A 23392-nucleotide genomic window follows, 5' to 3' on the forward strand; every position below is an offset into this window, starting at 1 on the left:
TGTTTCTATAATTAAAAGAGCAGTAATTGGGTAAAACAGTGCTAAAAGACAAATTAAATGTTAATGTTTGTTGCATTTAATCGAAATAATTTGTCATTTAACCTCTTTTGTGTTAAGTTTGATGTAGTTAATCCTAAATCATTAACATGAAAACGATAAAATTAACTTTACTGATGTTTCTTTTTGCTTGTGTAGCATTCGCAAGTGTATCAAATTCTGAAAAAGAAGCTTTAATTGCACTTTACAATAACACAAATGGACCAGAGTGGAATAACACTTGGGATCTTGAAGCTTCTATTGATACTTGGCATGGTGTAACTATAATTGATTCTAAAGTTGTTAGTTTAAATTTATCTTTCAATAATCTTAAAGGATCTATACCATCAGAGATTGCACAATTAAGCAACTTACAAGTATTAAATTTAAGTTTTAATAAATTAACTGGAGATTTGCCAGAAACAATGTCTAGCATGCAAAACTTGTACTCTTTACAATTGTTTTTAAATCAATTTGATGGCCAAATTCCTAATTGGATTGGTAACCTTTCAAATTTAGAATCTTTAGCACTATATAGTAATCAATTTACCGGAGAAATTCCACAGTCAATTACAAGTCTAACTAAATTACGCAACTTAGAGTTAGGAAGTAACTTTTTAAGTGGAACAATACCTTTTGATATTAGTAACTTAAAATCTTTAAAAAAATTAAGCTTATTAGATAATCAATTAGAAGGTCAAATTCCTGAAAGTATTGTAGAATTATCTAATCTAGAAGAATTAGTATTATCAAGTAATAAATTATCAGGTACTTTACCATTTGAGTTATCACAATTATCAAACTTAAAATTAGTTATGGTAAGTGATAATTTATTAAACAACGATTATTTAACAGTAGTAGATGACTCACCAAATAAAATGTCATTATTTTTAGAAGACTCGGAAGTTGTTTTAAATCAAGAGTAAGAGTAAATAGCTGTTAAAATATATTTAAAATAGTCAACCTTTGGTTGGCTATTTTTATTTTTGATAAAAAGTAAGTTATGTTTGAGCACTATTTTCAATGTCCATACTGTTGGGAAACCATATCCATGTTATTAGATCCAAGTGTAACTAAGCAAACTTATGTAGAGGATTGTGAGGTGTGTTGTAACCCGATTCAAGTATCTCCTCAATTTGAGGAAGCTGAACTTGTTGGTTTTGAAGCGCTTAATATAGAGCAATAAAAAAAGTTTAAATAATGCTTGTAATATGCAAAAAGGGTTGTATATTTGCAGTCCGAAACGATTACGTCGACATTATGAATCGAAAGTTAAAAGCTAAGGTAATCATTTAGGAATATAAATCGCGGGATAGAGCAGTAGGTAGCTCGTCGGGCTCATAACCCGAAGGTCACTGGTTCGAGTCCAGTTCCCGCTACTAGTAAAACCAAGCCTTTCAAGAAATTGAAAGGCTTTTTTATTTCACACAGTACAGAATAAGTACAGAATTTGGCTGTTTATCTTAGACCTTATAGTATTTGATTTAGATTGATTTCATTTAGTATGTGAAATCAAATTTGAACTACATTTTTCTGCAAGAATTGAAGATTATGGAGTCGTTATTCAAAATTTCTGTCAGTTTTTCATAATGGCTTCAATTCTTTTTTAACTTTAGAAAAATTATAATTCTTTTTCATTTGCAATTCCTTCAAGACTTATTGAATAATAAAGCACCTATTAATCGCTGGCAAGATTATAGAACCTTTTGTGACGATATTAAAAATGTTGATATAAACCTTTACATAAAGGCATTACCTGAACTACTGAAAAATTTAAAAAATAACTATCCAACTAGAAACCTTTTGGTCGCATTAGAACGAGAAGCAAAAGAGGATGCTTCTTTTGGTAAAGAAATTTATTTAAAAACACTTGAAACGAAAAATCCTGATTCGTATTTTACATTAATGGATATTCTATCCGGATTATATCATTCAGACCAAAAGTTTTCAATAGATGAAATTAAACGCCTAATCGAAGATGATAACATAAGCTTAAATGAAATAGGAATAAAATCTATCGTCAAAATTGATTTGATAGCGAAAACAGCACCAAAAACATTTGTGAGCTGGATTGAGAAACAATTCAATAGTATTATTAATAATAAGACTCTTGAGGAGTTATGGCCATCAGTTTTCTTTACCATTAGAATTAAAAGAAATGAATTAAAAAATGCAGATAAAATTATAGATAAGCTATCAAGTATTAAGACTATTGAAATTCAATTAGAGCTCATATACTTCTTGGATTACAATATAGATTTAGAAAACGAAATACACCTCTTCAAAAAATATCTTCCATTGTTGCTTCACATTGATTTAGAACATGCTGGTGCATATAGTCAATTGGCATATCGATTAGAAAATGTAGCCAAAACCAATTTAAGTTTGGTGGTTAGTTTTATAACAGATTGGGTTGATATGAGTCCTGAAAATGCTAGAAAAATAAAATATTTCAGCCATTTGCTAAACACACTTTGCGATGATTTTTATTCTGAATTTCAAAAGCTGTACACAAATTGGTTAAATAAAGACAATCCTAATTTTCATATTGCCATTTTTGAAATGAATAGTGCCAGATATATGAGAGATTTATCAGGATTGACGGTTTCAGAAGTTCTAATAAAAGACTTTTCAGATTACGATATTGAATATATCACCTACAAAATACTTGCCTATGTTTATGATAAAGACACCTCTTTGTCCTTGGTATATTCTATACTTGAACAAAAAGTAGATAATAAAGAGGTTGTGGTTTTTTTAGCTGATTTGTTTATTAACCATTTAATATTCAATTACTATTCAACTATTGAATTTTTAAATTTAAAAAAGAAGGCTGCTAATAGAAAACTTAAGAAAATAATAAAAGATATTGTTGAAGAAGGAGAAGATAAATATAAGGCTTATTCAGATTTAGAAAACCTAAAAGAGTTTGCGCCTTCAGAGCGAAGATTGATATATTATAATAAAATTCAGAATAGAAAATTTAATAAATCCTATAAAGAGAGTGAAGCAGAAAGCTCATCATTCTTAAGTATGGTTAAAAATATCAATTACAGAACTGGCAAATCTACATTTTCAAAGTACCAAGGCGAATATACCGAAATGATGACACCAGGCCTTATATCTCATTCTGGCGAAATGCCAAGAGGCGAATTTATTGACCCCATTGGTCAAGCCACAGAACGGTTACTATGGCAAAATTTTAAAAGAAGACAATGAGATTTTTACTGAGTGAATATATTAATCTTTTAAAAGAGGATAAAGAACTTGATGCATTGCTGACTGACTTGTTAGTTGGAATGAAATTTACAACCATCTCAAAGCCAATGAAAGGTCGTCAGTTTGGCGTAGATATTTCAGCTGTAGGTATTGATCCAGAAGATGGTATTAAAAAGGTGTTTTTATTTGCTGTAAAACAAGGCAATCTAACAAGAACCACTTGGGATGGAGATGTAAACGCTATACGTTCAACTCTTAATCAAATTAAAGACACTTTCATTCCAACTTCACTTACTAATCGTTTAAAAAAGCTTCCTAAAAAAATAATAGTTTGCACTAATGGTGTTATAAATCAAAATGTTTTAGTGGATTGGACACAGTATATCGACCAGAATACTACAGATGCTGTTGAATATGATTTTTGGGGAACAGGAGAAATAACTGCAATGCTTGACGACTATCTTGTTAGCGAAAAACTATTTCCACAGGAATATCAATCATTATTAAGAAAGTCTTTGGCGTTTTTAGATTTACCAGACTATGATTTATCACATTTCTATACGCTAATTCAAAAAATTTTAGACAAGCAACCCAAACAAAAAAGACAAATCTTAAAAAAGTTAAGACTGGTGCGATTATGCCTGAACATTATATACAAATGGTCCCAGGACAATAATAATTTAAAACCTTCAATTTATGCAAGTGAAAGATGCTTGTTACTCGTCTGGCACTTTATGCAAGAAGGCAATCATTTAGAGAAAAACTATGTAAGGCAAGAGTTTTACAAAATTCATCTTTTAAAAAGAGCAATTGGTGTAAACTATTTTAATAAAGTGGTTGAACACTATAAGGTTGAACACAGCATCTACAAATACAGCAGAAATAGCTTAGAATATAGCCTAAATGTATGGGAAGAAATAGGAATTATAGCAACCATAGGGTTAACCGAAATTCAAGAATTTAGAATCTATTATAATGAAGGACAAAAAAAACAAGCCGACGTTTATTATAAAAGCGCTGTATCGATAAGTAATGCATTAGGTTTGTTTATTCAAAACAATCCACCTTTAAAATATCCAGAATACGATGTACATAGCGTTGAGATTGCATTAGCACTCAACTTACTAAATTTTACAAGAAACTTCAATCCAGCAAAAAAATGGATTTCTGAAATGACTTTGGGTTTTAACAATAGGTATAAAATAAATAAGTTGTTTCCGTTATTTAGAAAAAACTACGATAAGCTAGTTGATATTCATAATGGCGATGAAGATTGTGAAATTCAATCTTCAATGATTGTTCCTATTTTGGCTGAATATGCCTTGATTTTTGATGAAGAAGAACTCTATCAATTTGTTCGAAAGATTACAACTGAACTATTTACAGAATTGAATTTACAAATCTGGTTTCCACTTGAAGAAATGGAAGACAAAATTTGTATTCAAGATTATAGTCATGGCGAAGGAACATCAAAGCATTCTCTTATACTTTATGAAGATGCTGAAGAATACAAAAAAGAAGTGTTGGCTGAAATTGACCTTTTCGGACCAGAAAAGAACTTTAAAATTTTCGCCCACGGTTTCGATATTATAGCTCATGTAGCAAGTAGGCATTATAAAAGTCAGCCTTTCCCTTTAACTTGGCGAGTGATGCTTAAATAACAATTCAGTCTCTAGTTTAGATAAAAACAATTTACTTATCCAAAGCTTCTTTAAAAAATCTTTAGAATCTTTATCTACATTTATACCAAATAAAGACCTGTAAGGGAAGTGTTATTATTTTGATTGGATATGAATACCACTTCTCTTGTCAGGCACAACTATTTGAAAATTATACCATTAACAAGAGATATTAGTTGTCTTGTATAAAATTATAAAAGCTTGTGAGACTAACTATACTTTTCTTTTTTCTTTTAACCTGCTTTGTCAATGCGCAAGAGGTCAAAAATCTTGATTTTTTTAAAGAGGAAGCTATTCAAAATACGCCAGTTTTAAAGGATAACGGAAACCTTCAAAAAATAAATGAAATTCAAAATAGTATCATTCTTGCCCAAAACAAGGCTTTTCAAATCAATGCCACTTCAGATATTTTAGTAGCACCATACTTTAATAATAATGGTAAAATTGTAGATGTCACCACTACACCTTCAGCAAACGCTTTTGGGTATGATATAGGTATTACAAATGGTGGTTTATATTCTGCTCAAATCAATGTTACCAAAAACCTATTTAATCAGGCAATTACAGATAATTTACTATTTCAAAATAAAATAGCCAACAATACAATTACGCTATCTTCAGAAGAAATCAATCATAACATTATTAAGAATATTACAGACGCTTATATACTTACTTATCAATTACAATTACAGGAAGAATTTACAAAAGAAATTCTAAAAGACCTCGAAAAGCGATTACAAGTTGTAGAATTATTAGTAAAGCGAGCTGTTTTAATGGAAAGTGATTATTTACTGTTACAACTGGATATTGAAGGCAAAAAATTAGAACTTCAGCAAATACAAAACAACCTTAAAACCTCAATTAACCAATTGTACAGTTTAAGCGGAACACCAATTGGATCTATTGAAAAATTGGAAGCACCAAATTTTAATACCACTTCTAAACCTTCACGGTTTTTTTATCAGAAAAAATTTGAGAATGATAGTCTGCAAGTAGTTGCCAATCAAAAGGTTTTTGAGAATCAATACAAACCGCAGGTTACTGCTTATGCTAATACAGGTTTAAATGCTGTTGAAATTCCTAATATCTACAGAAGGTTTGGTGCAAGTGCTGGACTGCGGTTAACGATTCCTATTTATGATGGAAAGCAACGCAAGTACAATGCACAGCAAAGTCTTTTAAAAGAGGAAAGTTTAGCGTTTTACAGGGATAATTCAAAAATACAAGTTAACAACAATATTAAAAATATTGAACAACAAATCCAGGCCTTGAATGACAATATGGTGCTACTTAACAAACAACTTGAGAAGCAACAAAACATATTAGAAATCTATAAAGGGAAATTGGTTCAGGGACAAATTTCTATTGTAGATTATCTAAATGTTATTCAGAATTATAAGCTTAATAGCTACACTAAATTACAAATGCAAACCAACTACTGGTTATTACAAAGCCAGTATAACTTTATAAACTGGTAATTGATTATGAACAAACACTACTTTAAACATATAGCCATTTTATTATTAGTTATTAATTTTTCCGCTTGTAAGAAGAAGGTTGATACAGTTTCAGAAAAAAAAGCACCAATAAAAGTAAGCGTTGTTGCTGTTCAACATAATGATATTAAAGAATACCTAACGTTTAATGGTGTTACGCAATACCAAAGAAAAGAAAATATACGCTCAAATGTAACTGGCTATATTTCTTGGATGAAATATAAAATTGGCGACAATATTCGTAACGGACAAACATTTGCTTCGGTTAGAACTAAAGAGCAAGATGCGCTTAAAGAAGCTGTTAAAATAGACAGTTCATTATCAAAATTTGTGAGTCCTATAACCATTAGAAGCAATGCTACTGGCGTTTTTACTGTGCTCAATATAACTGCAAATGATTATGTTGCTGAAGGCGATGTTTTAGCTACAGTAGTGCAACCAAAATCGTTGGTAATACAAGTAAACGTGCCTTACGAGTATGAAGATGCCGTTAAAATAGGTTCGTCCTGCGAAATTATGTTGCAAAATGGCGAAGTGTTGACTGCGAAGGTAACAGGAACCCTACCTACAATAGATTCAGTAGCGCAATCACAAGTATTTTTAATTGCTTTGCCAGATGCAAATCTTCCAGAAAATTTAAATGTTCAGGTAAGGACGATTTACAAAGAAGATGTAACTGCAATGACCATTCCCAAAACTGCTTTGCAGACCAACGAATTATTATCAGATTTTTGGGTACTGAAAATAGTAAATGACTCAATGGCATTAAAACAAAAAGTGAAGCCTTTACTTCGGAATGATTCTTTGGTTCAAGTAAAATCAGAACGTCTTAAAGTAAATGATTTAGTGATTACCGAAGGTGGTTACCAAATGCAGGATTCAACAATTGTAAGCTTCAAAAAACAATGAAAAAACTGCATTCCAATTATAAATTCCCGTTACTCGCTATAGGTATTCTAATACTTATTGGAGGGTTTTTTACATACCAGAATTTAAAGACAGGTTTATTTCCAGATATTACGTTTCCGAAGATTAAGGTTATTGCAGATGCAGGACAACAACCTGTGGACAAAATGATGACTACCGTAACCATTCCTTTAGAAAACATCATCCGTCGTACAGAAGGTTTACAATATATACGCAGTACAACCTCTCGTGGGAGTTGTGAGATTTCAGTCTTTTTAGATTGGAATATGGATATCAATACTGCCAAAGCACAAATAGAGTCCTTTATCAATCAGTCACAAGGAAGTATTCTACCAAACACCAAGTTTTCCGTAGAAAAAATGAACCCATCTATTTTGCCGGTTATGGGCTATTCCTTAGAGGGAGAAGGCTTATCGCAAGTAGATTTAAAGAAGATTGCAAAGTATCAGGTAAAACCATTTTTAGCAGCTACACCAGGCGTTTCAGACATTGCCGTAATTGGCGGTAAAGACAAAGAGTTTCAGGTTATTTTAAAACCAGATGTTATCAAATCTTTGGGGATTTCTATTGCAACTATTCAAAATGCTGTAGTCAATTCTAACCTACTACAATCCAATGGCTACATCACAGATTTTAATAGAATGTACCTTACGCTTACCGATAATGCAGTAGATGATATTGACGATTTACAAAACCTCGTTATCATCAATAGTCCTAATCGATTAATACGGTTGAAAGACGTTGCTAATATTGAAGTTAACGAAGTCAAGGAGTATGTGAAAATCCTTGCCAATGGTAAAAATGTGCCTATCATCGCAGTAGTAAAACAACCGAATGCAAACCTTATTGAAGTCAATAATACCATTGAACAAAAAGTTGCAGAACTCTCAAAAACACTACCTAAAGGCGTTGTGATAAAGCCCTATTACAAACAAGCAGATTTTGTAAACACCAGTATTGCGAGTATCAAAGATGTGTTGTGGATTGGTTTGGTTTTGGCACTTTTGGTTGTGATTCTATTCTTGCGTTCGTTTTCCGCAAGTATGGTAGTGCTGTTTACCATTCCTGTGTCCTTGTCTTTAACGCTCATTGTTCTTGATGCCATAGGTTACACTTTTAATATTATGACTTTGGGAGCAGTTGCAGCTGCCATTGGCTTAATGATAGATGATGTTGTAATTATTATTGAACAAATACATAAAATTAGAGAAGAGCATCCAGAACAACCAATGAGTTGGGTAGCACACGAGGCTATTACGCATCTGTTTCCTGCAATGATTGGCTCATCTTTAAGTACGCTGGTTATTTTTATCCCTTTTGTTTTAATGACAGGAGTAGCAGGCGCGTATTTTCAGGTAATGGCATTTAGTATGATTATTGCTTTATCTGCGTCCTTTTTAGTCACTTGGTTAGTTGTGCCTGTATTATCTATTTTGTTTACGAAGAACAAATCGGTAGAGCGCAAACACGAGCCAAAAACAAAGTGGATTCATAGCGTATTAAGCAAACCAATTATTGGAATTTTCTTTTTATTGGTTTGCGTCGTTATTCTTGTAGTCATCCCTTCTAAATTGCCATCTGGATTTTTGCCAGAAATGGATGAAGGTAGTATTGTTTTAGATTATAATAGTCCGTCAGGAACTACTCTGGAAGAAACCGATAGAATGTTACAAATTGTAAATGGAGTTTTGGACACACAGCCTGAAGTCGAAGCGTATTCGGCAAGATTAGGAACACAAATGGGTTTCTTTATTACTGAACCTAATCGTGGCGATTATTTGATTAAGTTGAAAGATAAGCGTAATAAAACCACAACTGAAGTTTCAGATGAGATTAGAAAGCGTGTTGAAGAAAAAATTCCACAATTAACCATTGATTTTGGTCAGGTCATTGGCGATATGTTAGGGGATTTAATGAGTTCTGTTCAGCCCATAGAGATTAAGGTTTTTGGAACTAATATAAATACCTTGGAAAGCTTGTCACAGGAAATAGCTAAAGAAGTTGAAACTGTTCAAGGTACAGCAGATGTAAATGATGGTATTATTGTCGCAGGACCAAGTTTGTCCATAGTCCCAAACGTTCCCAAACTTTCACAATTAGGAATGACAGTTGCTGATTTTCAATTACAGTTACAAACCCAAGTTGAAGGAACAGTTGTAAGCTCGATGATAGATAAAGAACAAATGGTAGATATTCGTCTTATTTATCCAAATGCACAACAAACTTCAGTATCTGATATAAAAAATACAGCCATCTTATTGCCAAATGGTTCTAGCGTACCTATCAATCAAGTGGCATCTATTGAAATGGGAAAAGGTGTAGCAGAAATCAATCGTGAAAATCAAAAATCGATGGGTGTAATTACCGCAAGATTAAACAATCGTGATTTAGGATCTACACTCAAAGACATCCAAAGTCATTTAAATAATAATGTATCACTTCCTGCTGGGTATTCGATCGAATATGGAGGCGCTTACAAAGAACAACAAAAGGCATTTAAAGAGTTGATGATGATATTAATATCTGCCATATTACTGGTGTTTATTGTGATATTATTTCTATTCAGAAAAGTTAAGATTGCATTGGCAATTATTGTAATTGCGATATTAGGAGTTGCTGGAAGTTTATTGAGTTTATACTTGACAGGAACACCTTTAAATGTTGGTAGTTATACTGGAATTATTATGATAGTTGGGATTATTGGTGAGAACTCAATTTTCACTTACAGGCAGTATCAAGAAAGCGATAATTCCTTATCACATATAGAAAAAATTGAATACTCAATTGCAGCACGATTACGACCTAAATTAATGACTGCTTTTGCAGCAATAATGGCATTAACACCTTTAGCATTAGGTATTGGTGCAGGTGCGCAATTACATCAACCATTAGCCATTGCTGTAATTGGAGGATTGTTATTTGCATTACCGTTGTTGCTAATCGTATTACCTACAATTTTGAAAGTCATAAAGGAATAATTTATATTAAAAAATGAAAATAGAACAACATTACGGACACAGGGGGAACTGGTTAAGAGCAGCAGTTCTTGGCGCAAATGATGGTATTCTATCTACAGCAAGTATTATTATTGGTGTTGCAGCAGCAAGCACCACAAGGGAACCTGTTATTTTAGCTGGTGTTGCAGGTTTAGTAGCTGGAGCATTATCTATGGCAGCAGGTGAATATGTTTCGGTGAGTTCTCAAACTGATATTGAAAAAGCAGATTTGGCAAGAGAACATAAAGAACTCGAAGAAATGCCAGAACAAGAATTAGAGGAACTTACTAAAATTTATGAAAAACGAGGGCTTTCCAAAAACTTGGCTTATCAAGTTGCAAAAGAACTAACTGCACATAATGCTCTTGAAGCTCACGCTCGTGATGAATTAGGAATTAATGAAATTACGCAAGCTCATCCATTGCAGGCGGCTTTATCATCTGGTGCAGCGTTTACCTTTGGTGGTATATTGCCTGTTTTGGTCGCTATGTTCGGTTCAATAACTAAAATGGAATATTTACAATATGGTTTTGCCATTCTATTTTTAACCGTACTAGGAGCTATAGCTGCTAAAGTTGGTGGAAGTAGCATAAAAAAAGCTATTATCCGAATAACATTTTGGGGAACTGTAGCAATGGTGTTAACCGCAGCTGTTGGGTATTTGTTTGGGACAAGTATTAGATAATTTCAGATTAGGGTTACATTTTTAATATAAACTAATTTTTAAAAAGTAAACAAATGGAAACATTTAAAAGCAACATATCAAACAATGAGTTTCCTAAATCTGAAGTGGTTCTGGCTGTAAACATTCGAGCTTCTATTTTTGAATTTATTAAGACTGAAAACCCCAATTTTAATAAACATAGTAAACTTGCTATTTCTGAGTTAAACCGTTTTAGACAGAAATACTTAGAAAGCTATCTTTTAAAAGAAGCTGGAGATTTATCACAATTAGAATTGGATGTTTTAAAAAGTATTGAAAAACAAGAATTAATTTCAGCTAATATCATTTCCGAAGAGAAAGAAACATCGAGTAATTATGGTCAACGATTAGCAGATAAAGTGGCTTCTTTTGGAGGTAGCTGGAAATTTATCATTCTTTTTTCTGTCATTATTTTTATTTGGATTACAGCAAATATTGTATTTCTTGCTAATAAAGGGTTTGATCCCTATCCATTCATATTACTTAATCTAATTTTATCATGTTTGGCAGCTTTGCAAGCACCAGTAATTATGATGAGCCAAAATAGGCAGGAAGAAAAAGACAGAGATCGAGCCAAACAAGATTACATGATAAACTTAAAGGCAGAATTAGAAATAAGAACTTTGCACGAAAAACTAGATCACCTCATTATACATCAACAACAAGAGTTATTAAATATTCAGCAAGTACAAGTAGAAATGATGGAAGATATTATGAGGAAAATAAACACAAAATAGTTAAAAAGTGGATAGAATAGGAGTAGCACTATCTGGAGGTGGAGCGCGAGGTGCAGCACATATTGGTGTACTTCAAGCGTTAAATGACAATAGTATATTTCCAGATCGAATTTCGGGTACAAGTGCCGGAAGTATAATTGGAGCATTGTATTGCTATGGCTATACACCAAATGAGATTTTAATGCTTTCTCACGAAAAAGCATTTCTAAAAATTTTTAAAATCGGTTTTTTGAATAAAGGGTTAACAGAACTTACATACTTAAAAGATTTTCTGAAAAGTCATATAGCAACTAACAAGTTCGAAGACTTAAAATTACCTTTACATATATGTATTTCTAATATTAACTCAGGAAAATTTGAGATTATTTCTCAAGGAGATTTGTTTGAGGTTTTAGCAGCATCTTGTGCTTTACCGCTTTTGTTTAAATCTGTCAAAATTAATGGAAACACATATTTAGATGGAGGTTTGCTAAATAACCTTCCCGTAGAACCATTATTAAAACAATGCGAAAAAGTAATAGGTGTTAGTGTTTGTCCTCATGAAATCAGAAATGACATTAAAGGAATCAGAAATATTGCAGAACGTTGTCTTCAGCTCGCCATTTGGGGAACAATGCAACATCGTTTAAATCAATGTAATATAGCGTTAGAAATCGAAAAATCTTTTAAATATGGAATGTTTGACGTTAAAAAGTCGCAAGAACTTTTCGATATTGGTTATGAATCGACTATTGAAAGGATGGAGGACATAAAACAAAAACTTAAGAATTAAAATTTATAAATATGAAATATGAGCTTATAGCCTTATTGATTTTAACAAGTAGCTTCGTAATCGCACAAAGTGAAACACTTAACTATGATTTAAGTGTGGAAGGAAGTTCTATAGGTACTTTAACAGCTGTTAAAACTGTAGAAGGAAATAATACTACCTACGCAGCAAATAGTATAGCAACCGTACATTTATTTGGCGAAACACAAATAACAACGTACTTAATTGTAAAATTCACAAATGGGATATTGCAGTCTAGTCATTACAGGATTGAAAAGAATGGAACACTCAATGATGAATCGACTATTATTCTTAAAAATGGTGTTTATAACATAAATCATAATGGTAAAACCACACAAATAAATTCGCCAATAACGTATACCACAACAATGTTATATTTTGAAGAACCGAAAAAAGTTGATACTGTTTTTGCTGAGCTTGAGGGAATAAATAAAAATATTGTCAATAGTGGTGTATCTACATATCAATTAACAGATCCTGGTAACCATCATACAAATAATTATACCTACGAAAATGGAGTGCCAAAAGAAGCTTTAATATCGCATACATTATTCAATTTTAAGCTGTCCCTAAAGAAGTAGTCTTTTATCGTTCTGAGATAGTTTAGCGACCATATCTTTTAATTCTTTAACCTCTTTTAAAAGGGTTGTAATTTCTTTTTCAGCTTTGATATTTACATTAAAATCATTTTCAGCACGAATTTCGGCACGTTTTGCCTGAAGATTTTGACCAACCATTAATAATGGCATCAAAAAAATTTGTATCATATTTGATATAAAGAGCCATAAAACAGAAGCCGGATAAGGATCAAAGCGTAAATGTTTAGGTGTAAACATATTCCAACTCAACCATAACACAGTCCAAAAAAATATAACCAGAAAAAAACCAATTGTGCCAATTTTATCTGTTATCCAAATGGCAAATCTTTCTGAAGCTTTAAGTTCATTTTTATAAATATGATTGGTGTTTTTAATTTCCATTATCTTAGCTATTAATTATTTTCATTATTCTTAGAGTACGTTATGGTTCGTTGAGGAAAAGGAATTTCAATACCCTCATTATCAAAACGGTTTTTTATGCTTTGTAGCAAATCACAATATAATACATACCCATCACTAGAATCTTTAGCCCAAGCCCAAACTCTTAAATTTACATCTGAATCGCCTAAAGCAGTTACCCTTGCAATTACCAAAGGAACATTGTTTTCGATATCTTCAGTGGTGCGATTATCTATATGTAAAGGATGATTACCAACTTCCTCTTTCATAATGTCTAGCGCACGTTCTATATTTGATGAATAACCAATACCAATGTCAATCAGTTTGCAACACTTTTCTTCACCAATATGAGCGTTTACAATTAGGTCGCTACTAATAACTGAGTTTGGTATAATTATCCTATTGTTTTCAAAATCTCTAATCACGACTTGTCTTAGATTAATGTCTTCTACAGTTCCAGTAAAAGAGCCTCTTAAAGTAATTTTATCATTTATTCTGAAAGGTTTAAATACAACAATTAAAATACCACTCATAATATTACTTAATGCTTGTTGTGATGCTAAACCTGCTATTAGTGAAATCACACCAGCACCAGCCAGTAATGAGTGTCCTACAATTTTAAATTCAGGTATTTGTACTAAAGCAAAAGCAAACCCTATAGCGTATACCAATGCTGTTAGAATATGTTTTAAAAATAAATAACCAGTAAGATCTCTATGATGATTAATAAGCGATTTTTTTATAAATCGTTTTAGAAACCAATTTAAGAGTATGGAAAAAAAAATAGTACCAACAATTATTATAGCAATAGTAGTTTCTATTTTAAATTCTGAAAAATATTTTTGCATCATTTGATTAGATTATTAAACGAACTTCGCCCAATTCTTGAATTTTATATGGAAACTTATGTCCAGGGGAAGCAATAAACATAAAGTTTATTGGAATATGCCAACGTTTGGATAGTTCTTTAATTTTTTCAGGACCAAAAACACCCGGCTCTATAATAAACTCGACATTAATTAAGGGATAAGCTCTATCTAAAGTTTCAATATCTTTTGTAAGATTTGTAGCAATAGTTTCGCCTTCATCTAAAACGGTTACAATTTTTACGCTTCGCGTAGATTCATTATTAGAAATATATGATAGCACCTTATTTAAAATAGATACATCATCATGATTGGTAAAATAGACAAATTGCTGTTTGTTAATAGAATTGAGTGCTTTTTTTATTGGTTTTTTTAGCTTAATAAAAAGTGAATTTTTTTCTGGAAAAGCATAGTCAAGAATTTTTAGAAAAACTTTAAAGATAGAAGTACGATATAACATAAAGAACACAACAGCTAACGTTGGTATGAGATATTCCATAAAAATGGCTAAATATTGTGGGTTTAAAATCACATTACCAACAATCGCAGCTGCAACTGCTATGACACCTATAAATAATCCTAACCAACTTGATCTTTCGGGTCTGGGTAATCGAGAACGATTTACTTTTAGCAACAAGTTTCCGATACCAAATAAAATCATAACAGACAAAAAAGCAATGGTATAAACACCAGCTAATTTTGCTAAGTCACCTTGAGTAATCAACAAAATGGAAACACAGAGTCCAAAAAACAACACGAAGATTAAATAATTACTTCCTTTTTTCGTTTTCTTCAAGAGTACTTTTGGCAGTATTCTATCTAAAGCCATGCGTTTCATCAAGCCACCGACACCAACAAATGAGGTAAGTACTGCGCCACTTAATACTAATGCTGCATCTATCCCAATTAGTAATGATAACCAATTTCCACTAGCGGTTTTTCCCATTATGGATAATAATGCATCTTGATTATCTACAACAGTAGAAATAGGTATGATGCACAAAGCCAAAAAAGCAATTAGTGGATTAAAAACTGTAACTACTACCCACATATTACGTAAGGTTTTTGGGAAAACACCTTTTTCCTGTTCTTCAACATAATTAGCAGAACTTTCAAAGCCACTAATACCCAACATAGCAGCAGAAAAACCTAAAAATAAAGCAGTAATTATACCACCTTTTACTGGTGTGTTAAAATTAGAAAAGAGTATTTCCGTTCCATTTTCAAATAAGAAAACTAAACTGAATCCGCAGAGTATAATGAGTGATAATAAGTGAAATAGAAATATAGCAATCGCTACTTTAGACGATTCGCCAATACCTAAAATTACCAATCCCATAAATAACAAAAGCAAACCAATGGTAACAGGAATTACAGGAATAACAATCCAAATACTATGCGCATATTTCACAGCTTCACTTGTAGAAATGACTGCTGTTGCCATATAAGATAGTACGGTTAAGGCAGCTGCTAATGAAGCAGTAGATTTTTTAGTAGTGTTTAGTAAAGCATTGTAAGCACCACCATTTAAAGGTAAAGCACCTACAACTTCGCCATATATTTTTCTAAAAAAGAAAAGTACAACAGCAACCATTAAAAGTGAAATCCAAGCATATTGCCCTGCATATACAATAGCCAGTGCAGAGACATATAAACAAGAAGAACTTATATCATTACCGCAAATGGCTGTGGCTTCTAATTGATTGAGTTTTTTTGCCATACGGTAAATTTACTAAAGAAATCTTAAGTAAATTTGAAGTTTATAATTGTAATTATCATGTCATTTTTAAGATTTGAACAAAAGAAAAGTCCTGTTATTCAAAGGAAAAGATTTTTTATTAGAGCATTACGCTACGTAATGTATGCAATAATTATGGTGGCTATCTCTGTTTCTATTGGCACTTTAGGTTATCATTATTTTGGATTTTTATCTTGGATAGACGCTTTCTATAATGCCTGTATGATACTTGCTGGCGTCGGGCCAATAGCAGAAATGCCAAATGACACCGCTAAATTATTTGCATCTTTTTATGCCCTTTTTAGTGGTACTGCTTTTTTTAGTGTTATTGCGGTAGTAATGGCACCAATCGTTCATAGGTTTTTACATATTATAAATTCTGATAATACCGAATAATCATAGATTTCGTCTTTAGAATATATTTAGAATCAAATACTAATTTTATTGTTTTAAATTTATAGAAATGAAATATTTAATAGCTGAAGACGAACTCGATTTACAACAATCTATTGTTACGTATTTACAACGTGATGGCAATATCTGTGAAGTAGCTTCAGATTTTGGGGAAGCTTCAGAAAAAGCCGCTATATACGATTACGATGTTATTATTTTGGATATTAATTTAGTCACAGGTAGTGGATTAGACGTACTTAAAACGTTGAAGAAAGAAAAGAAAAGAGCTGGTGTGATAATTATTTCTGCAAACAATTCATTGACAGATAAACTGGAAGGCCTCGATCTAGGTGCGGATGATTACATTACTAAACCTTTTCATTTAGCAGAATTAAATTCTCGCATTAATGCTGTACTTCGACGTGGCAAATATGGTGGCGATGAAATTATGGAGTTCAACGAAATAAAAATTGATACCAAATCCAGAACCGCTTACATTGATGGTAAAGCAATGGCTTTAACACGCAAGGAATACGATTTATTGGTATTCTTTATATCTAACAAAGGACGTGTCCTTTCTAAAGAAATCATTGCAGAACATCTTTGGGGAGATGATAGCGATTTACTCGATAATTTTGATTTTATTTACGTACACATCAACAACTTGCGTAAAAAGTTAACTGCGGAAGGTGCAAAGTATATCAAAACAGCCTATGGAAGTGGGTATAAATTTATAGAAGATTAATCCGTGTCTAAAAAAATAAAACTTATAAAAAAAACATCCAAAACCTTCTTAATTACTGGGTTGTTTTTAGCATTGCTGAGTTCCATAGCTTTGTTCTTTTATACCAGCCATCTTTTAAAAAGTGAAGTTGAAGAGGTTTTGTATTCCACAGAAGCAAGAGTTGAAGCTGCCTTAAAAAATAATCGAAAAATATACTCATTACCACCAGTTACAGAGGTTCGGGAGGTTGAAATTTTAGGAAAAGAAATATTAAAGGACACCATCATTTATGATCCTTCAGAAGATGAAATGGAATTGTTTCGAGAACTATCCACCTACAAAGCAATCAATGGGAAAAACTATCAGATAACCATTAGAAATATGGTCGTCGAATCTGAAGATTTTGCTTTAGCCATTGTTATCTCAAATATAGCCATATTCGTTTTAGCTTTCATATTTTTATTTTATTTCAATACCACAAGAAATCTTCAGTTATGGAGTCCTTTTTTCAAGAATTTAGAGCAGATGAAACGATTCTCGCTCACATCAAAAGAGCCATTGCGTTTAGTTGATAGCGATGTTTTAGAGTTTTCAGAATTAAAAACCGAAATTGAGACATTAACAGATAAAGTAAGGTCAGATTATGAGAGTTTAAAGCAGTTTACGGAAGATGTCTCGCACGAAATGCAAACGCCTTTAGCAATCATTCAGGCAAAAATTGATAACCTTATTAATGAGCAGGAGATAAGTGATAAACAGTTTGAGCAAGTTACCTCTATTCAAAAAGATATTCAACGCTTAAAACAACTTAATAAGAGAATAACGACCTTAACTAAAATTGACAATAATCAATTTATAAATATTGAAAATATCAACCTATCAGATTTAATAAAGGAAAAGATTGAAAGCTTTAAAGAGCTTCAATTTGCAAATCTCGTTTACACTTTAAAAAACGAATTATTTGTTTCTATGGATGCCTACTTAGCAGATATTTTCATTAATAACTTGGTTTCAAATGCCATAAAACACAGTAAAAAAAATGAAGAGATTGCTGTCGTCACAAAAGATAACTTACTCATTATTTCAAATTTTGGAGAAAAGGCCTTGGCACATCCCGAAAATTTGTTTTTACGTTTTTATCGAGAATCTAACGCCAATCAATCCACAGGTTTAGGATTGGCAATCGTTAAGAAAATATGTGATTTATATGGGTTTAAAATCTCATATCAATTTGAGGTTGACCACCATGTATTTTCAATAGATTTTTCAGTTGTAAATAAAAGTTAAGAGAAAGCATAACGTTATTTGCAATACCATTGCATTAAATAATTTATATCTTTGCTACGATGAAATTTTTAGCTTTTATATTATCAATTTATATTTTCGCGCTTAATTTAGCACCTTGCGAAGATTATACTACGCTTGATAATGAGGTGCAAACTGAGATTTCACAAGGTATGGACAATGACCATCAACATCAAGATTCTGGTTTATGTTCGCCTTTTTGCATTTGTCAATGCTGCCATGTAAGTGCTGTGAATTTTGATATTCCAGATTTAAAATTAGACATATCTTTTATTTCCACAAAAGATGTTTTATACCTAAGCGGTTCAGAAAAAGACTTCACAAATTCCGTTTTACAACCACCACAAGTGTAATGAATACCTGCTACGCAGGTGTATTATAAATCTATGCTACCATCGATACTCTTTGGTAACTATTCTTTATTTATAAATTCATTATAACTATAATTCTATGATTAATAAAATCATTGATTTTTCAATCAATAACAAATTCATTATTGGTTTGCTAACGCTTACCATTGTTGGAGCTGGTATTTGGAGTATGACTCAAGTACCTATCGATGCGGTACCAGATATTACCAACAACCAAGTACAAGTCATTACGCAAGCACCAAATTTAGGAACAGAGGATATTGAGCAAATCATAACCTATCCAGTAGAGGTAGCAATGAGCAATCTACCTAATGTCCAAGAAATTCGTTCAATTTCTCGTTTTGGCTTATCAGTTGTTACCATTGTTTTTGACGATGATATGGGAACGTATCTGCCACGTCAATTAGTCGCTGAAAAACTCAACGACATTAAAGAACAAATTCCCGAGGGATTCGGAGAACCTTCAATGGGTCCTATTTCATCTGGTCTAGGAGAAATATATCAATACACACTTAAAGTCAAACCAGAATACAAAGAGAAATATTCAGTTACTGATTTGCGCACCATGCAAGATTGGATAGTACAGCGTCAAATGGCAATGGTAGAAGGTGTTGTTGAAGTTAATGCTATTGGCGGAAAAATTAAGCAATATGAAGTCGCTGTTGATCCAAATGAGTTGCGAGCAATCGGATTAACAATTACCGATGTCTTTGAGGCTCTAGAAAACAACAATCAAAATACAGGTGGTGCATATATCGAAAAGAACCATCAAGCCAATTTTATACGTGGCGAAGGTTTAGTGCGTAGTTTGGATGATATTAAAAAAATAACAGTAAGAAACGTCAATAATATTCCTATAACTATTGGCGATATTGCCAAAGTACAATTTGGTTCAGCTATTCGTTATGGTGCATTAACACAAGATGGCGAAGGAGAAGTTGTAGGTGGTTTGGTAATGATGCTTAAAGGAGCAAACTCAAACGATGTTATTGAGAATGTAAAAGAGCGAATGACTCAAATAGAAAAGTCATTACCAGAAGGTGTGATTATTGAACCTTTATTAGACCGAAGTAAGTTAATAGCAGAAACTACATCAACTGTAGCAACAAACCTTATTGAAGGTGCATTAATAGTAATATTTGTACTCATCTTTTTATTAGGAAATTGGAGAGGTGGTTTAATAGTGGCATCCACTATTCCGTTATCGTTGTTGTTTGCATTTATCCTTATGAATGTGTTTGATGTTTGGGCTAATTTAATGAGCTTAGGAGCAATAGATTTCGGTATTATTGTAGATGGTGCTGTAATTATTGTAGAAAGCACAGTTTTTCTTATTGCATCACAAGTACTAAAGAAAAGGAAATTGACATCCAAAGAGCGTGATGGTGTTGCAGCTGATGCTTCAAAAAAAATGATGAATGCTGCGTTTTTCGGTCAGCTTATTATCCTTATTGTTTTTCTTCCAATTCTGGCTTTACAAGGTATTGAAGGGAAAATGTTTAAACCAATGGCATTGACTTTTATTTTTGCAATGATTGGTGCCATGGTTCTTTGTTTGACGTATGTGCCAATGATGTCTGCTTTGATTTTAAGAGCACCAAAGTCAGACAAAAAATCTTATGGCGACAAATTTGTGCATTGGGTAGAAGGTAAATACCAACCTTTATTAGAAAAAGCCTTAAAAAAAGGAAAACTAATAATTGGTGTTTCTGTTGTTCTATTCGGTATTGCAGTCTTTATGTTTACACGAATGGGTGGCGAATTTATACCACAACTCGATGAAGGCGACATTGCGTTTCACGCCATTTTAAAACCAGGCAGTTCCCTTACAGAAACTATTGAAACGACTACAAAAATTGAACAAATTGTAAAAGCAAAGTTTCCAGAAGTTGAGAAAATTGTAAGTCGAATTGGTGTTGCTGAAATTCCAACAGATCCCATGCCAATGGATATTGCAGATGTTTTTGTGATTTTGAAACCAAAAAGCGAATGGACTACGGTAGCATCTAAAGATGAACTCATCGAAAAAATGAAAGAAGCTGTTGAAATAATTCCTGGTGTTAACTATGAATTTACACAACCTATCGAAATGCGCTTTAATGAATTACTTGAAGGTGTTAGAGAGGACATTGCCATAAAACTTTACGGAGAAGATATAAATATACTGTCTCAAAAAGCAGAAGAAATATCTAAAATTATAGCTGGTACTGAAGGTATTGGAGATATGAAAGCGGAAGCCACAACAGGGTTGCCACAAATGACCATTACGTATAATAGAAATAAATTAGCTCAATACGGACTGCAAATAAATACGTTGAATCAAATCGTTCAAACAGCTTTTGCAGGCGGTACAGCAGGTATTATTTTTGAAGGCGAAAAGCGATTTGATTTAGTGGTAAGATTGAATTCTCAAAACCGAAAGGATATTTCAGATGTTCAAAATTTATATATCAATTTACCGTCTGGTACTCAAATTCCACTTCGTGAAGTTGCAGATATAAGTTACAAAGGAGGTCCAATGCAAATAAGCAGGGATAATACAAATAGAAGAACCTATGTTGGTATCAATGTAAGAGGACGTGATGTAAAATCTTTGGTAATGGAAATAAAGTCAAAGTTAGATGCTAAATTAGAATTACCAACAGGTTATTTTATTCGTTATGGAGGTGCATTTGAAAATTTAGAACGTGCAAGTAATCGCTTACTAACAGTTGTACCAATTGCGTTATTACTCATTTTTGTACTTATTTATTTTGCTTTAAAATCGTTGCCACAAACCTTAATGATTTACATCGCGATTCCTATGGCAACCATTGGTGGTGTAGTAGCATTGTGGTTAAGGGATATGCCATTTAGTATTTCAGCAGGCGTAGGTTTTATTGTTTTGTTTGGCGTTGCTGTTCTTAACGGTCTGGTAATGATAAGCGGACTGAATGAACTTAAAGAAGAAGGTGTCACCAATCTTAAAGATAGAATTATAGAGGGAACAAAACGAAGAATTAGACCAATTATGTTAACCGCTTTTACAGATGTTTTAGGCTTTTTACCTATGGCAATTTCGGCATCAGCTGGTGCAGAAGTACAACGGCCTTTAGCAACGGTTGTAATTGGTGGTTTATTAACATCTACACTATTAACATTGTTCGTTTTACCTATATTATATCATTGGGTAGAAAACAAATCATTCAAGTTTAGAGCAGACAAAAAAGTGATTACAGTTACTGCTATGGTAGCTTTTATGTTTTTGTTACCAATAACAGGAAACGCCCAAGAAGTTAACGATACGTTGCCAATCATTTCGATGAATGAAGCGGTTAAATTATCAAAAGAAAATTTTCCGCTTTTAAAACAAAAGCAATTAGAAATCAGCAAACAAGAGCAGTTAAAAAGTACAGCTTATGATTTTGGAACGACTCAAATTTTTACTGGAGGCGAGGAAATTAATAACGGAAATGGTATTTATACAACTATAGGAATTGGTCAAAGCAACATTGATGTGTTTGGTATTTCTGCAAAAAAACGATTGCAAGAACAACGCATTCAACTAGCTCAAAAAGCGTTTCAACTTTCAGAATTAGATTTAGAATTGGAAGTGAAAAAAGCCTGGGCAAATGCCTTGCAGAGTAAAAGGAATTATAATTTATACAGAGAGTTAGATTCAATTTATACCAATTTTGAAAAAGCAGTAGCATTAAATTATGAAGTAGAAGCGATTTCAAGGTTAGAATATTCAGCAGCTAAAAATCAAGCTTTACAGATTCAAAATAAATTTATGCAATCAAAAAGTGAATATAGTATTGCATTACAACAGTTAAACCTATGGTTGGTTTCTGATACATTCTATACCGTTCCCAATGATTTTGAAATCACTAGTGAAATTGATGTTGATACTTTTAACTTAGAAGAACATCCCTTATATGGTATAGCACAATTACAGGTAACAGAAGCAGAAGCCACATATAAAGCTGCCAAAGCAGATAATTTACCCAAGTTAAATTTTCAAGGTGGTTTACAAAACTTAAATGGTAATTCAGGGTTTTATACCTATCAAGCAGGTGTTTCCATTCCTTTTTTGTCTGGTACAAATAAAGCAAAGGTTAAAACCGCAAAAATCGATAAGGAAATTGCTGATACGAACATTCAGTTCAAAAAACAAGAAGTACAATCCAAGTTTGTACAATCAAAAGAGAATTATCAAAAATGGAAAACGTCTTGGTTTTTCTATAAAAATGAGGTGTTACCACTTGTGAAAGAACAAAAATTGGGGGCTTTATTTGCCTATAAAGAAGGAGAGATAGATTATACAGGGTTTACACAACTCATAAAAGAAGCTATTCAATCTGAATTACAAGCTCAAGAAGCATTAATAAATTATTTAGAAAGCACATTTCAACTACAATATTTTAATAAATAA

Annotated in this window: 19 protein-coding genes and 1 tRNA gene; 17 read left to right on the forward strand and 3 right to left on the reverse strand. The window is 32.4% G+C overall.

All coding sequences use genetic code 11. The features are described 5' to 3' along the window. Positions 1-146 precede the first annotated feature (146 nt). The 12 genes from M890_RS0110545 (at position 147) to M890_RS0110600 (ending at position 13164) form a co-directional block, all read left to right on the forward strand. Complete coding sequence (locus M890_RS0110545; RefSeq protein WP_028283510.1) at positions 147-962, forward strand: leucine-rich repeat domain-containing protein; 816 nt, start codon at positions 147-149, stop codon at positions 960-962. Positions 963-1039: 77 nt separating this feature from the next. After that, positions 1040-1222 (forward strand): CPXCG motif-containing cysteine-rich protein, encoded by a 183-nt coding sequence (locus tag M890_RS0110550; protein WP_028283511.1) that lies wholly within the window; start codon positions 1040-1042, stop codon positions 1220-1222. 120 nt (positions 1223-1342) lie between these two features. Next, positions 1343-1415: transfer RNA gene (locus M890_RS0110555), tRNA-Met, on the forward strand. Positions 1416-1695: 280 nt separating this feature from the next. Continuing rightward, positions 1696-3255 (forward strand): hypothetical protein, encoded by a 1560-nt coding sequence (locus M890_RS0110560; protein ID WP_028283512.1) that lies wholly within the window; start codon positions 1696-1698, stop codon positions 3253-3255. Beyond that, positions 3252-4916 (forward strand): hypothetical protein, encoded by a 1665-nt coding sequence (locus tag M890_RS0110565; RefSeq protein WP_028283513.1) that lies wholly within the window; start codon positions 3252-3254, stop codon positions 4914-4916. The genes M890_RS0110560 and M890_RS0110565 overlap by 4 nt, the downstream gene beginning before the upstream one ends. Before the next feature lie 221 nt (positions 4917-5137). After that, entirely contained in the window at positions 5138-6412 is a 1275-nt protein-coding gene (locus M890_RS0110570; RefSeq protein WP_028283514.1) for a TolC family protein, read from the forward strand. Positions 6413-6418: 6 nt separating this feature from the next. Continuing rightward, a complete protein-coding gene (locus tag M890_RS0110575) occupies positions 6419-7339 on the forward strand; it encodes an efflux RND transporter periplasmic adaptor subunit (RefSeq protein ID WP_028283515.1) in 921 nt (306 codons plus the stop codon). Continuing rightward, entirely contained in the window at positions 7336-10335 is a 3000-nt protein-coding gene (locus M890_RS0110580) for an efflux RND transporter permease subunit (protein ID WP_028283516.1), read from the forward strand. The genes M890_RS0110575 and M890_RS0110580 overlap by 4 nt, the downstream gene beginning before the upstream one ends. A 13-nt stretch (positions 10336-10348) precedes the next feature. Further along, the gene (locus M890_RS0110585) at positions 10349-11038 is read left to right on the forward strand and encodes a VIT1/CCC1 transporter family protein (RefSeq protein ID WP_028283517.1); all 690 of its coding nucleotides are present in this window, start codon (positions 10349-10351) and stop codon (positions 11036-11038) included. A gap of 53 nt (positions 11039-11091) precedes the next feature. After that, a complete protein-coding gene (locus M890_RS0110590) occupies positions 11092-11793 on the forward strand; it encodes a DUF1003 domain-containing protein (RefSeq protein WP_028283518.1) in 702 nt (233 codons plus the stop codon). A gap of 7 nt (positions 11794-11800) precedes the next feature. Further along, positions 11801-12565, forward strand: a complete 765-nt coding sequence (locus tag M890_RS0110595) for a patatin-like phospholipase family protein (RefSeq protein WP_028283519.1) — start codon at positions 11801-11803, stop codon at positions 12563-12565. 11 nt (positions 12566-12576) lie between these two features. Further along, a complete protein-coding gene (locus M890_RS0110600; RefSeq protein WP_028283520.1) occupies positions 12577-13164 on the forward strand; it encodes a DUF6134 family protein in 588 nt (195 codons plus the stop codon). Here M890_RS0110600 and M890_RS0110605 read toward each other — a convergent pair. From M890_RS0110605 to M890_RS0110615, 3 genes are read right to left on the reverse strand one after another with little or no spacing between them, the layout of a single operon-like run. Continuing rightward, a complete protein-coding gene (locus M890_RS0110605; RefSeq protein ID WP_028283521.1) occupies positions 13153-13563 on the reverse strand; it encodes a DUF1003 domain-containing protein in 411 nt (136 codons plus the stop codon). The two genes, M890_RS0110600 and M890_RS0110605, sit on opposite strands and share 12 nt — an antisense overlap. 11 nt (positions 13564-13574) lie before the next feature. After that, positions 13575-14432, reverse strand: coding sequence for a mechanosensitive ion channel family protein (locus tag M890_RS0110610; RefSeq protein ID WP_036597439.1), 858 nt, complete (start codon positions 14430-14432; stop codon positions 13575-13577). A 4-nt stretch (positions 14433-14436) separates the two neighbouring features. Further along, the gene (locus tag M890_RS0110615) at positions 14437-16167 is read right to left on the reverse strand and encodes an APC family permease (protein WP_028283523.1); all 1731 of its coding nucleotides are present in this window, start codon (positions 16165-16167) and stop codon (positions 14437-14439) included. 57 nt (positions 16168-16224) lie between these two features. On the opposite strand from M890_RS0110615, the gene M890_RS0110620 reads away from it, so the two are divergent. From M890_RS0110620 to M890_RS0110640, 5 genes are all read left to right on the forward strand, one after another. Continuing rightward, positions 16225-16581, forward strand: coding sequence for a hypothetical protein (locus M890_RS0110620; protein WP_028283524.1), 357 nt, complete (start codon positions 16225-16227; stop codon positions 16579-16581). Positions 16582-16648: 67 nt separating this feature from the next. Beyond that, complete coding sequence (locus M890_RS0110625) at positions 16649-17323, forward strand: response regulator transcription factor (protein WP_028283525.1); 675 nt, start codon at positions 16649-16651, stop codon at positions 17321-17323. A gap of 3 nt (positions 17324-17326) precedes the next feature. Beyond that, on the forward strand, positions 17327-18589 hold the full coding sequence (locus M890_RS0110630; RefSeq protein WP_028283526.1) for a sensor histidine kinase: 1263 nt from the start codon (positions 17327-17329) through the stop codon (positions 18587-18589). A gap of 59 nt (positions 18590-18648) precedes the next feature. After that, positions 18649-18960 (forward strand): DUF6660 family protein, encoded by a 312-nt coding sequence (locus tag M890_RS0110635; RefSeq protein ID WP_028283527.1) that lies wholly within the window; start codon positions 18649-18651, stop codon positions 18958-18960. Positions 18961-19057: 97 nt separating this feature from the next. Further along, complete coding sequence (locus M890_RS0110640) at positions 19058-23392, forward strand: CusA/CzcA family heavy metal efflux RND transporter (RefSeq protein WP_028283528.1); 4335 nt, start codon at positions 19058-19060, stop codon at positions 23390-23392.

The organism is Olleya marilimosa CAM030 (assembly GCF_000518485.1).
Lineage (GTDB): Bacteria > Bacteroidota > Bacteroidia > Flavobacteriales > Flavobacteriaceae > Olleya > Olleya marilimosa.

What these genes read in the sequence shown, in the direction of transcription:
- M890_RS0110610 (WP_036597439.1), bottom strand. Translation starts at nt 14,432, where the DNA reads ATGATGCAAAAATATTTTTCAGAATTTAAAATAGAAACTACTATTGCT.
- M890_RS0110625 (WP_028283525.1), top strand. Translation starts at nt 16,649, where the DNA reads ATGAAATATTTAATAGCTGAAGACGAACTCGATTTACAACAATCTATT.
- M890_RS0110620 (WP_028283524.1), top strand. Translation starts at nt 16,225, where the DNA reads ATGTCATTTTTAAGATTTGAACAAAAGAAAAGTCCTGTTATTCAAAGG.
- M890_RS0110635 (WP_028283527.1), top strand. Translation starts at nt 18,649, where the DNA reads ATGAAATTTTTAGCTTTTATATTATCAATTTATATTTTCGCGCTTAAT.
- M890_RS0110590 (WP_028283518.1), top strand. Translation starts at nt 11,092, where the DNA reads ATGGAAACATTTAAAAGCAACATATCAAACAATGAGTTTCCTAAATCT.
- M890_RS0110575 (WP_028283515.1), top strand. Translation starts at nt 6,419, where the DNA reads ATGAACAAACACTACTTTAAACATATAGCCATTTTATTATTAGTTATT.
- M890_RS0110545 (WP_028283510.1), top strand. Translation starts at nt 147, where the DNA reads ATGAAAACGATAAAATTAACTTTACTGATGTTTCTTTTTGCTTGTGTA.
- M890_RS0110605 (WP_028283521.1), bottom strand. Translation starts at nt 13,563, where the DNA reads ATGGAAATTAAAAACACCAATCATATTTATAAAAATGAACTTAAAGCT.
- M890_RS0110550 (WP_028283511.1), top strand. Translation starts at nt 1,040, where the DNA reads ATGTTTGAGCACTATTTTCAATGTCCATACTGTTGGGAAACCATATCC.
- M890_RS0110640 (WP_028283528.1), top strand. Translation starts at nt 19,058, where the DNA reads ATGATTAATAAAATCATTGATTTTTCAATCAATAACAAATTCATTATT.
- M890_RS0110615 (WP_028283523.1), bottom strand. Translation starts at nt 16,167, where the DNA reads ATGGCAAAAAAACTCAATCAATTAGAAGCCACAGCCATTTGCGGTAAT.
- M890_RS0110600 (WP_028283520.1), top strand. Translation starts at nt 12,577, where the DNA reads ATGAAATATGAGCTTATAGCCTTATTGATTTTAACAAGTAGCTTCGTA.
- M890_RS0110585 (WP_028283517.1), top strand. Translation starts at nt 10,349, where the DNA reads ATGAAAATAGAACAACATTACGGACACAGGGGGAACTGGTTAAGAGCA.
- M890_RS0110580 (WP_028283516.1), top strand. Translation starts at nt 7,336, where the DNA reads ATGAAAAAACTGCATTCCAATTATAAATTCCCGTTACTCGCTATAGGT.
- M890_RS0110565 (WP_028283513.1), top strand. Translation starts at nt 3,252, where the DNA reads ATGAGATTTTTACTGAGTGAATATATTAATCTTTTAAAAGAGGATAAA.